The organism is Anaerocolumna cellulosilytica, assembly GCF_014218335.1.
Classification (GTDB): domain Bacteria; phylum Bacillota; class Clostridia; order Lachnospirales; family Lachnospiraceae; genus Anaerocolumna; species Anaerocolumna cellulosilytica.
The window spans coordinates 4,030,390-4,042,809 of record NZ_AP023367.1 but is presented as its reverse complement, the minus strand read 5'-3'; the positions used below and the strand labels follow the sequence as shown (position 1 = coordinate 4,042,809).

Sequence of the window (12,420 nt, the reverse complement as noted above, 5' to 3'; positions counted from 1 at the left end):
CTAGCAAGTATTGATTTAGGTGCGTATTAAAGTACGCAGATGGGAATAACGATGAAAACATATAAAGCGATTGAAGCTGTTGGAAGTAAGATCATACAGGACGGACTGTGTGAAGCCATTCTTTTAAAAGGATCCATTGGACGTGGCGATGATGATGCATATTCTGATGTGGACATGTATGCGGTAGTAACAAAGAAAAATTATGAATCTTTTCTTGAAAGAAGGCTTTCATATCTTAATGCTTATAATTCGATTGTTTATACTACAGAGAATGATTTTGGCATGAAACAGACCTTAGCCATATTTTCAGATGTACTGCATTTTGATCTGTATACGGTTACAAAGGAGGATTTTCCCTGCTATGGAGAACCGATTAAGGTTTATTATGATCCGGATAATTTATTTGGAGAGTATAAGGTGGAGACAAAAAGGCTGAGTAAAGAACAGCTTGTCAATTGTTTTAATAATACCTTATATTATTTTGTGGAGGCCGATAGTGCCTATCAAAGAAAAAATTATGCATGGACTGCCAGAATTATGGATGAAGCAGTGGCAAATGCAGCAATACTACTTCGTTATATTTATGATAAAGAGTATGCTTATCTCGGCTTAAAAAAGCTGAATGAGTTGATTCCAGAGGAACAGTATAACTGGGTTGAAGGGGCGTATAAAAATCTTACTCCAGAGGGGTTTACTATAGCGAATGCATATATAATCAGGATTCTTGAATTTGTCCTTGAGAATCTTTCGGAGGAAATAATAGGGGTTTTCGACTTAAAGTTTTTGCAGTGGATTAAGGATAATTTGCATGCAGTATTATTTCAAAATTCTATAAAGTAATAATAAAATCCCTCTCTGCATCTCATAGGGATAGCAGAGAGGGATTTTACTATAAATTAATTCACTGCGGGCGTCCTTATCTAAGATAGGGCAAAGTCAACATAAGAAACCTTTGTGAAGTTTTGTATAATAATTACATCTCATCTTCGGTACGGTCAATCTGCATTACTTGTCTTTTACGTGCAAATTCATCGCTGTCCAGGTATTCGTCGTACGTAGTTACTTTGTCAATCAGGCCGTTTGGAGTAAGTTCCATAATACGGTTTGCAATGGTTTGTATAAACTGGTGATCCTGGGAAGTAAATAATATAACACCCGGGAATTTTATTAATCCATTGTTTAAAGCAGTAATGGATTCCATGTCCAAATGGTTTGTAGGTTCGTCCATAATTAATGCATTGGCACCAACAATCATCATTTTGGATAACATAACTCTAACCTTTTCACCACCGGAAAGAACGCGAACTTTTTTGACACCCTCTTCACCAGCAAAGAGCATACGTCCTAAGAAGCCACGTACATAAGTAACATCCTTTTCAGGAGAATATGGCATAAGCCAGTCAACAATAATATCATCAGTATCAAAGTCTTTTGTGTTATCTTTTGGGAAGTAAGACTGAGTAGTGGTGATTCCCCATTTATAAGTTCCTTCATCGGGTTCTAAATCCCCTGCAAGGATACGGAATAAAACAGTTGTTGCCTGGGTGTTAGGTCCCACGAAAGCAACTTTATCATCTTTGTTAATAGTAAAAGAGATATTATCAAGTACTTTAACACCATCAATGGTTTTTGATAAGTTAGTTACGGTTAAGACTTCATTTCCGATTTCGCGGTGTGGTCTAAAATCAATGTATGGGTATTTACGGCTGGAAGGACGGATGTCATCCAGTTCAATTTTTTCAAGTGCTTTCTTACGGGAAGTGGCCTGCTTTGATTTAGAAGCATTGGCGCTAAACCGCTGAATAAATTCCTGAAGCTCTTTAATTTTTTCTTCCTTCTTTTTATTGGCTTCTTTCATTTGCTTAACCATTAACTGGCTGGATTCATACCAAAAGTCATAGTTACCGGCATAAAGCTGGATTTTAGCGTAATCAATGTCAGCCGTATGAGTACATACCTTATTGAGGAAGTATCGGTCATGGGATACTACGATTACTGTATTTTCAAAGTTGATTAAGAATTCTTCTAACCAACGGATGGCTTCTAAATCCAAATGGTTGGTAGGCTCATCCAATAAAAGGATGTCAGGATTACCAAAAAGAGCCTGGGCAAGTAAGACCTTAACCTTCTCACCACCACTTAGTTCACTCATTAACTTGGAATGAAGGCCAGTATCTATGCCTAGACCGTTTAATAAAGTTGAGGCATCTGCTTCCGCTTCCCAACCGTTTAAGGAAGCGAATTCACCTTCTAATTCACTGGCTTTAATACCGTCTGCTTCTGTAAAATCTTCTTTAGCATAGATGGCATCTTTTTCTTTCATTATTTCATATAATCTTTGATTCCCCATAATAACCGTATTCAAAACATCATACTGGTCATATTTAAAGTGATCTTGTTGTAAGAAAGATAATCTTTGTCCGGGAGTTATTAAAATATCTCCTTTACTTGCCTCTATCTGTCCGGACAAAATCTTTAGGAACGTAGATTTTCCTGCACCGTTTGCACCGATTAAACCATAACAGTTTCCTTCAGTAAATTTAATATTTACATCCTCAAATAAGGCTCTCTTGCCAAGCCTCAAAGTTACATTACTTGCTTGTATCATTTAATACACCATTTAATTGCCACAAAAAAGGCTAAAGAATTAATAAGTGGCGTCCTTTCTTCTATATATTTTCTTTCACCTTGACTCCCATCTGTGTGTCAGGTACAAATATGCATTTGCTAGGTTAAAATGCAGTCACCCTGCTTTTCTATTGTGTACCTTACCTGGCTATGGGCTATAAGTGGTAAACATTCATTTCTATTTTATCGTATATTTACTATTTTGCAAGTGTTTTTATAGATTTTTCTAGGAATACTACGCCATATTGTGTCTAAAAGCCCATTGATCTGTTCTTAGTACTTCACTTTGAGACTTACGAACATCATTTTAGGAATGTAAACCAGATGGATATTAACGAGTATAAAAGTGCATTAAGAAAATCGTAAGACTTTTTAAGTTGTTTAGAATGGTATTTAACGGTAGAATACTTAAGTATAGGAAAAACAGGAAGTTGCAGAATCTTTGGAAGCTGGAAAGCAAATCTTTCTTTTTGTGCAGTACCGCAAGCTAGTTTGTAGTATGCAGAGAGATTTGTGTGAATCTAGAAAGCAATTTTACACAAATGTGTGCTTGCCGACAAAGTGTGCAGATATCGGAAAGGATATGGTTATTAATATGGTGGAAGTTTTAAAAGTGGATAACCTTCAAAAAAAATTTGGTAAAAGATCAATTATAAAAGGGATTTCCTTTACAATTAAGGAAGGAGAAATTTTTGGATTTTTAGGACCCAACGGTTCCGGTAAGACAACAACCATTAAAATGCTGGTAGATTTAATATCTATGGACAGTGGTTCTATTACCATAATGGGAAATGATATCAAAAAGAACCGGGAAGCCGCTTTAAAGCATATCGGAGCAGTCGTAGAATCCCCAGAGCTTTACAGTTATTTATCCGGTTATGAGAATTTAATGCAGATAGCAAGAATACGTGGTATTTCAAAAAATAGAATTGATGAAATTGTAAAACTGGTTGGTTTAGAGGGACGTATCAAAGATAAGATGAAGAAATACTCTCTGGGTATGAAACAAAGACTAGGTCTTGCAGCAGCACTGCTGTCGAATCCCAAACTGCTGATTCTAGATGAGCCTACCAATGGATTAGATCCTAACGGCATTGTAGAACTTAGAGAAATTCTAAAGGAATTGGCAGAGAAAGAAGGAATGGCAGTATTCGTATCTTCTCATATTCTTGGTGAAATTCAAAATCTTTGTGATACAGTAGCCTTTATTGAAGATGGCATAATAACTTCTGTAGAAAGCATGGATTTGATGTATGACTCACTGGTGTTTAGTTTGGAAACCATAAAAGAGGAAAGAACATATAACATACTATCAGGGATTGAAGGAATCGTATCCGTAATTGAGAACCCAATCGGCTACACACTGGAGCTTTCAGAAAGAAAATCCAGCGAAGTCCTTAAGGATATAGTGGATGCCGGAATAGAAGTTGATTCCTTTGCTAAGCATTTCAAAGAGCTGGAAGAACGGTATATGGAATTAATCAGGGGAGGTATCAGATAATGTTTAAAGGATTAGTAATAAATGAATTTGTAAAACTATTTTCTAAGAAAAAGACCTATATTATATTAGCTTTATTTGTATTATTATCTGGTGTGCTGGTATATGTCAGTGAAACACAGGAGAGAAACTATTTAAAATACAACAGCCCGGAATACCGGATATCCAACCTGGAGTCAGAAATTTCTTACCAGCAAACTTATGTCAGCGGGTTAGAAGAAAATGAAACAGAAGATGTAAAAGAGGAAATTATAAGTGCAAGAGCATATCTAACCAGTTTGGAAGAACAGTTAGAGCAAGCCAAGTTAGATCTTGAAGTTAGGAGTGAATTTGACTGGAGAGAGTATGCAAAAGAACGGATAGAAAATATACAAGCGGATTTAGAAGATGAGAGCAACCAGGATTCAAAGGCATATCTTGAACAGGAATTAGAACGTCTTACAATGAGCCTGGAGCATAATGTAAGACCGGATGATGAATCCTATAACACCGGAATCAATTATTACGTAGGGAATATTATTTTAGTAGCTTCTGTTTTTCTGGCTTTTGGTTTAATACTATTTAATGCGGACTGTGTGTCCAACGAATATAACCCGGCCACTTTAAAATTTTTATTAATTCAGCCGGTTAGCAGGATTAAGGTATTACTGAGTAAATATATTGTAATGCTTTTTAGTTCCCTTGGGTTAATTATGCTTACGCAGTTTGTCTTCTTTTTGGGAGTTGGACTGGTGAAAGGTTTTGGAAGCTTTGCCAGACCGATGTTAGTAGGTGTACAATATGAATATATTATTGAGAATGGAAAAGAGGTTCTGAGTCAGATTATGGGTTCGGGACATTATATTTCACTGTCAGAGTACCTGCTGCGAGGGCTGTTTTTGCAAGGTCTATTTATTGTTGTTATGGTCACCTTTATTTTTATGATATCCACTTTGGTTAAGTCCAGTGTTGTATCAATAACTGTTGCTATCTCAACTATTCTTGGAACAAATATTGTCTATATGTTATCAACTACTTACCGTAGACTATCTGCTTTCATCTTCTTGCAGTATACGGAAATTGAAGGAATTCTCTCCGGTAGAATTATATCATATACCGGGTCTTTAGCATTTACTTTGCCGACGGTAATTATCGTATCAGTTATTTCTACGGTAGTATTTTTAACCATTTCATTGGTGGTATTTAAGAAAAGAGACATACAAATATAATACGAATATTCAAAATTAATATTGTTAAAGAGGCAGAGACATTTTATTGTTTCTGCTTTTTTGTTATCAGGAAGCTTACCGTTTCTGCAGGCCTATTCATTGTTATGTTAGATTGATATCTATGATTGATTTTAGATGTACATAAAAAGTAGTTGATAAACATCAAAATTTATGATAGTATATCTAAAAGATTAGATGAGGTGAATGATGTGGAAAACTATGTGATTCAAAAAACACCCTTATGGATGCTAGAGGCTGTTGAGAGTATTTTAGACGTGGAGAACACAAGGATTCAGGAGGTCATTAATAACTCTGAAAAGTTTGGAATGAATGATATTCAAATGAAGGAATATCTATTAAAGCTAATTGAGTTTAAGAAAAGAGTAACAGAGGACAACTTGAATTTATTGGAGAAGTATCCGGTTTTAAAGCCGTATTTTGTTAAGACAGAATTTGAGAAAGATAATTTATCATTGCTTTCCTGTCTGGTACATAACAACCAGGAGAGGTTAGAGAAAGATTTGTCCGTGACAGATATCGATGAAATGATTGATTCATTGGTTAAAGATATACTGGAGCTGGATACAAGAGAGATTTTATCAGATAAATTTAAGATTTCAAATATTTCGGATATAATCAGTGTACTTCGTAAAATGGAAGTAGATGATGGATTCAAGCTGCGCATGATAGAACTTTATAGTGACAGATATAAGGTTTTTAATGAAATGCAGCAGTTTTTAAAAGCTGCTTCTGAAATCGTTAAAGCACACTTTTCGGTTATTCAGGAGGATTTTGAGAATTATGTGGAATTAATGAAGGATAAGGATGCTTTTTACAAAGGATTGGAAGACAATAAAACACTTCGTTTTGAAACGGAGGTTGCTTGTAAGATTCAGCCGACTATTATTTGTTTTAACCAGTTAACCGTCACCAGCAAAGTGAACACAAGACAATTTATAATCGGCATCTATCTCAATGATCTGCTAAAAAGAAAAAATATGAATGAGTTTAATGACACGCAGTTGACAGCAGATTTGAAAGCCATAGGTGATGCTACCAGGTTAAAAATATTACACCTGTTATCAGGCAAAGAACTGTATTTACAAGAGATGGCAGATGCCCTTAAGCTTACTCCGGCAACTGTATCCCATCATATGAATATACTTCTACAGTCTGAAATGGTCTGTATTACTGTAAATATTGAAAAAGCAAAAAAAGTATATTATAGCTTAAATCCTGTAAAGCTTACAGAATTAGGTGAGACTATAAAAAGACTGGCAGTAACTGTATAAAAGATGTTTAACAAGATTTTTAACAGCTTGATTAGAATGTGTGCTAAAGCACACGGATGGGAGTTTAAGTTGAAAGAAGAAAACTTAGAGAAATATCCAGTTGGAGATATGTTAAAGCGACTGCTTTTGAATGTAAAAGACCATAATAAAACTATATTTGTATACTTTCTTATCTATACCATAACCGGAGCAGTCTATCCATTCATAGCGATTCTATTTCCCAAGTACCTTATTGATGAAATAGCAGGTACCGGTAGTTATAATGGAGTTTTAATAATAATAGGTATATATTTAGGACTTAGCATAGTCTTTGGATTTTTAAAAAACTATATAGAGAACCTTTCGTATCCTTGTATCACTAAGTTAAGGATTGATTATATTAGAGATACCTTTAAAAAGCTTGTGAGTATTGATTATAAATATATGGAGGATGCGAAATTCTTTGAGAAAAACGGAAGGGCCTTAGAGGCTACCAGCAGTAATGATAATGGGGTAGAAGGGGTTTATCATAAATTGTTCAAACTGCCGGCAGAGGTAATCACTATACTTATACTGACCGTTTTCATAGGGCGTTTACATTTTTTCATATTAGCTGGCTTAATTAGTAATATACTGATGGGTATTTATATTAACCGTCAGGTACATAAGTTTCAATACGCCAGAAAGGAAGCCATTGCCCACAGTGAGCGGAAAAAAAGATACTATTATAATACCACTCATGATTTTGGTTATGGTAAGGATATCCGTTTATATCAGTTCAAACATAGGATTTTAGAAAACTATGACAAAGAGATACACAATTATATAGGAATTCAAAAAATAATAAAAAACCGGGAGTATCGACTTGGTTTTCTGGATTTAGGCTTCTTACTGATTAGTAATTCGCTTACCTATGGCATATTGATATATAAAGTAATTCACGGAATGTCCATTGCAGATTTTTCTATGTATCTTGGTGCAGTAACAGTATTGAGCCTCCTCTTAAAAACAGCAATAGAACAGTTCTCTTTTATCCTAAATGAAGGACAATATGTATATGATTATTATACCTTTATGGAATGTGATATGGGGGAAAAGGGGGGTGATAAAAAGGCAGTTAAAAATGATACGTTAGAAATTATATTTGATAATGTCAGTTTTAAGTATCCGGACACAGATAATTATATTATTAAAAACTTTAACTTTACTATACATAAGGGTGAAAAATTAGCAATCGTAGGAATCAACGGAGCCGGAAAAAGTACACTTGTAAAATTAATGACAGGGCTTTTTGATGTTACAGAAGGTGAAATCCGTATCAATGGAGTGCCCATAAGGGATTATAATAAAGAGGAACTGTTCTCTATGTTTTCAGTTGTTTTTCAAGATGTAAATATTCTAGCCTTTAATATTACAGAGAATGTAGCATGTTCCTCCGGTAAGGTTGATTTGGCCAGGGTAAAAAAAGCGATTGAAAAAGTAGGACTTTTAGAAAAAATAGAAAATCTTCCAAAAGGCTATAAGCATACTATGCTTAAGGTGATTGAAGATGACGGAGTAGAGTTCTCCGGTGGTGAAAGCCAAAAGCTTGCTATTGCAAGAGCCTTGTATAAGAATGGGAACATGGTTATCATGGATGAACCAACAGCAGCGTTAGATGCTTTGGCTGAAGCAGAAATTTATCAGAATTTCAGTGAACTAATAGCGGGAAAAACCGCCCTTTATATATCACATCGACTTGCCAGTACAAAATTTTGTGATAAGATTGCCCTATTTGACAGGGATGGATTAAAAGAATACGGCAGCCATGCGGAACTAATGGAGAATAGAGGGGATTATTACAAGATGTTTGTTGTCCAAGGGAAATATTATAAGGAAGGAGTAGTGCAGAATGTATCAGATTAATAGCCTAAAAAGATTTATGGTAATGTGCTTTCGTATATCTCCTATGTATTTTATACTGTTATGCTTGAACTCTTTGGCCAGTACAGGGCAGATATTAATTAATGTTATTCTGCCCAAGCATTTAATTGATGAACTGATTGGAAACCGGGATGAAAAAAAGCTGCTATTCCTAGGTGCAGGTGTAGTACTGTCTAATGTATTTTTTGCTTTCTTTACCTTGACGATGAAACGGTTAATGGTTATTAAGAACATTTATATGAAAGAAAAAATGAATGAAGCCATGGCGGCAAAAATTATGAATGTGGAATTTTCCTTTCTGGAAAATCCGTATTATCTGGATTTAAAAGAGCGTGCTGTGTTTGCTGCAAATAATCAAAGCGCCTTGGAAAATCTAATCAATAACGTTGCTGATTCCATGAAAAATATGTTTACTATCGTTAGTTTACTGGCAGTTATGTTTACACTAAGTCCGGTTTTTATTATCTTGCTAGGTGCCACCATTGGTATTACTCTTTTGTTTCAGCGATTTTTTGCGAAGTACCAGATGCAGTTTTTTCAAGATATTATTCCTATAAACCGTAAATATGGCTATTATGTAGGCTTGGCTTATAATGATAAACTTCAAAAAGATATTCGGCTATTTCATATGGGAGATATGTTGACAGACCGAGTCGGTGAATACAATAATGAAATTAACAACTGGTTTACAGCCTACCATAAAAAGCAGGGATTATTTTTGTCTTTATATGGTATTATAAATGACTTGCAGGCTGCTCTATCCTATGGATATGTAGGATTACGTGTTATATCCGATGTATTTGGTGCTAGAATTGGAATAGGCTCTTTTACGATGTATGTTTCGGCAGCAGTAAATTTTACAACAGCAACAACTGCTTTTGGGAAGAATGTAATGACAGTAATTCAGATGTTGGGATATCTGGAACCCTTTATGGAATTTATGGCATTACCGGATGAAGAAAAGCAGGAAGGAACAATAAGTTTTAAGGGTGAGATAGAAACGTTAAGTTTTGAAAATGTTACTTTTTCCTACCCAGGCAGTACTGCATTGGTACTAAAAGGAATATCCTTTCAGATAAAGAAAGGAGAGAAAATTTCTATTGTTGGTATTAATGGTGCCGGTAAGTCAACAATCGTTAAATTGCTTTGCAGGCTATATCGACCAACTTCCGGTAAGATATACATTAATGGACAGGATATATATGAGTATGAATTCTCCAGCTATATGAAGACAGTCGCCGCTGTGTTTCAAGATTATAAACTATTTGCATTCTCTATTCATGAAAACATAGCAGGTGTTGCCAGAGAGAATGACAGAAATCATGTTATGGAAATACTTAACCAGGTAGGTTTGCAGGATAAAATCAGTACATTGCCTCAGGGAGCAGACTCCTTGTTTGGAAAGTCCTATGATGAAAACGGTATTGAGATGTCAGGTGGAGAAGGTCAGAAAGTTGCCATCGCAAGAGCATTATATAAAAAAGCATCCCTTATAATCTTAGATGAACCCACCAGTGCCCTGGATCCTCTGGCTGAGGCGGAAATATATGAAAAATTTAATCAGCTGGTAGGGGGAAAGACAGCTCTTTATATTTCTCATCGTATGTCCAGTAGTGTTTTCTGCGATAAAATATTAGTGCTTGATAAGGGTGTTATTTCAGATTTTGACAGCCATAGAAAGCTTATGGAGAACAAAGATAGCATGTATTATAAACTATTTAACTCACAAGCAGTTAATTATCAGTTATAATATGTCTTGCCTTGCTTATTTGGGGATGTTATAATTATTTCTATCGTCTCTTAGTACTAGTGTGCCGTCCGATTGGTTCGGACTTAAATTCTACATGCTAAGAAGTATAAAACAAATCGTATTAATAAATCATATATTAATATACGGATAACAAGATAGAAAGGAACCCCCCAAAGGGTTTGCTATAAAGGTGTAACTATGAAAGGTCGTAAAAGAGTCGAATGGACAAGACTTGATAATGCTGCCAAGATATTTCCTGCTACCAGCAATGAGAAGGATACAAAGGTATTTCGTTTTGCTTGTGAACTTATGAGTAAAGTAGAACCGGATTTATTACAGGAGGCATTGGATGAAACCATAGAGATATTCCCTTTGTATAAGTCTGTACTAAGAAGGGGTGTGTTTTGGTATTATTTGGAAAGCAGTTCCATCCGTCCGGTAGTAGAAGAAGAGGGTAAACCCGTGTGCGCAAGGCTTTATCAGGAAAGCAGGAGAACTCTTTTATTCCGGGTTTTTTACTATAAAAATAGGGTGAGTCTTGAGATTTATCATGCCTTATCTGATGGAACCGGTGCTTTGTGGTTTTTAAAAACCTTATTACATCAATATTTTATTCGTAAATATAAGGAGGAGCTTAAAGGGAATATACCAAAGGCGGAATATGAAGCGTCCGTCCGTCAGAAGATGGATGACAGCTTTCAAAAACACTATACCGGTATGAAAATATCCAAAGGAAACCTTGGTCCAAGAGCTTACCATATCAGAGGTACCAGAAAAGAAGAGAATCGTATGCAGCTAATCGAGGGTTCCATGTCTGTAAAAGCAGTGCTTGCTGCGGCACATGAATATAATACGACTTTAACGGTGTATTTAACTGCACTTTTCATGTATTCTATATATAAGAACATGACAGAACAAGGGCGTAAATTACCGGTGGTTCTGTCGGTACCAGTTAATTTACGGAACTACTTTGAGTCGGAATCTGCACGAAACTTCTTTAGTACTATCCATATTTCCTATGATTTTGGGAAAAATAGCACCGATTTTGAAGCATTAGTTTTAGAAGTCCAAAAAAGCTTCACCCGGGAATTATCACCCGATAAGTTAAAAAATCACATAGAACGGCTGGCAGCCCTTGAACACAATGCATTTACAAGGGCAGTTCCACTTGTTTTTAAGGACTTAACCTTGCGGCTTGCCAACTATATTAACAATCGTGGGATAACAGCTGCATTATCTAACATCGGTAAGGTTACCATGCCTGCCGAGTATGCACCTTTTATCAAAGAATTTGATGTTTTTACCAGTGCCATACGTCCTCAGGTATGCATGTGTTCCTATGGGGACAGACTAGTAGTCAGTTTTACATCACCCTATGCCGAAGCAGATATACAAAAGACCTTTTTCCAGACACTGGCTTTAAAAGGAATAGAGGTAACAGTTTCTGCAAATTATTAAGGGAGGAGTAGGTTATGCAATTTTGTGAACATTGTAAAGTGCATATCCGAGGGAATCGGAAATATTGCCCCCTGTGTCAGAATGTTCTGACTGGTGAGGGCAGGGAAGAAGAGGAGATAGTTCCGGCTATACCAACTTCCTATCAATATAACCTGATTTTAAGGGTAATGGTGTTTTTATCCATATGTATTATAGTACTCAGTTTTGCAGTGAATGCTCTGTTCCCTGTACAGGTTAACTGGCCTATGTTTATTATTGCAGGAATTCTTTGTGTATGGATTAGTCTTGCCATGGTTATTCGCAAACGTCATAATGTACCGAAAAGTATTATCTGGCAGGTTGCAGTCATATCCATACTTGCAGTGATTTGGGATTGGAGAACCGGATGGATTGGCTGGTCTCTGGATTATGTTTTCCCCATTGCTTGTGTAGTAGCTATGATTGTAATGTATATATCAGCCAAGGTACTGCATTTGGGAGTACGAGATTTTATTATCTATATTTTATTAGATGGTATCTTTGGTATCCTTCCGGTAATCTTTTTGTTGTGTAATCTGCTTCAGGTAAAATATCCTTCTGTTATCTCGGTATCTTGCAGTATTTTATCTCTGGCAGCAGTACTGCTCTTTGAGTGGGAAAATATCTGGGAGGAGCTGAAAAAGCGTCTGCACATGTAGAGAGTCA

At 35.9% G+C, this 12,420-nt stretch carries 9 protein-coding genes; 8 read left to right on the top strand and 1 reads right to left on the bottom strand.

What is annotated here, in order from left to right; translation table 11 throughout:
* The first annotated feature begins 51 nt into the window (after nucleotides 1-51).
* On the top strand, nucleotides 52-840 hold the full coding sequence (locus acsn021_RS16765; RefSeq protein ID WP_184093704.1) for a hypothetical protein: 789 nt from the start codon (nucleotides 52-54) through the stop codon (nucleotides 838-840).
* A gap of 133 nt (nucleotides 841-973) precedes the next feature.
* On the opposite strand, the gene acsn021_RS16760 is transcribed toward acsn021_RS16765, so the two are convergent.
* Nucleotides 974-2,608, bottom strand: coding sequence for an ABC-F family ATP-binding cassette domain-containing protein (locus acsn021_RS16760; RefSeq protein WP_184093705.1), 1,635 nt, complete (start codon nucleotides 2,606-2,608; stop codon nucleotides 974-976).
* A 603-nt stretch (nucleotides 2,609-3,211) separates the two neighbouring features.
* Here acsn021_RS16760 and acsn021_RS16755 point away from each other — a divergent pair.
* From acsn021_RS16755 to acsn021_RS16725, 7 genes are all read left to right on the top strand, one after another.
* Nucleotides 3,212-4,129 carry an ABC transporter ATP-binding protein gene (locus acsn021_RS16755; RefSeq protein ID WP_243167913.1) on the top strand — a complete coding sequence of 306 codons (918 nt, stop codon included), beginning with the start codon at nucleotides 3,212-3,214 and terminating at the stop codon, nucleotides 4,127-4,129.
* Nucleotides 4,129-5,334 (top strand): ABC transporter permease subunit, encoded by a 1,206-nt coding sequence (locus tag acsn021_RS16750; protein WP_184093706.1) that lies wholly within the window; start codon nucleotides 4,129-4,131, stop codon nucleotides 5,332-5,334. Before acsn021_RS16755 ends, acsn021_RS16750 begins: the two co-directional genes overlap by 1 nt.
* Before the next feature lie 209 nt (nucleotides 5,335-5,543).
* The gene (locus tag acsn021_RS16745) at nucleotides 5,544-6,626 is read left to right on the top strand and encodes an ArsR/SmtB family transcription factor (RefSeq protein ID WP_184093707.1); all 1,083 of its coding nucleotides are present in this window, start codon (nucleotides 5,544-5,546) and stop codon (nucleotides 6,624-6,626) included.
* Nucleotides 6,627-6,695: 69 nt separating this feature from the next.
* Complete coding sequence (locus acsn021_RS16740) at nucleotides 6,696-8,510, top strand: ABC transporter ATP-binding protein (protein ID WP_184093708.1); 1,815 nt, start codon at nucleotides 6,696-6,698, stop codon at nucleotides 8,508-8,510.
* On the top strand, nucleotides 8,497-10,278 hold the full coding sequence (locus acsn021_RS16735; protein ID WP_184093709.1) for an ABC transporter ATP-binding protein: 1,782 nt from the start codon (nucleotides 8,497-8,499) through the stop codon (nucleotides 10,276-10,278). The genes acsn021_RS16740 and acsn021_RS16735 overlap by 14 nt, the downstream gene beginning before the upstream one ends.
* 198 nt (nucleotides 10,279-10,476) lie before the next feature.
* Nucleotides 10,477-11,736 (top strand): condensation domain-containing protein, encoded by a 1,260-nt coding sequence (locus acsn021_RS16730; protein WP_184093710.1) that lies wholly within the window; start codon nucleotides 10,477-10,479, stop codon nucleotides 11,734-11,736.
* A 14-nt stretch (nucleotides 11,737-11,750) separates the two neighbouring features.
* Nucleotides 11,751-12,413, top strand: coding sequence for a DUF6320 domain-containing protein (locus tag acsn021_RS16725; protein ID WP_184093711.1), 663 nt, complete (start codon nucleotides 11,751-11,753; stop codon nucleotides 12,411-12,413).
* Nucleotides 12,414-12,420: the final 7 nt, after the last annotated feature.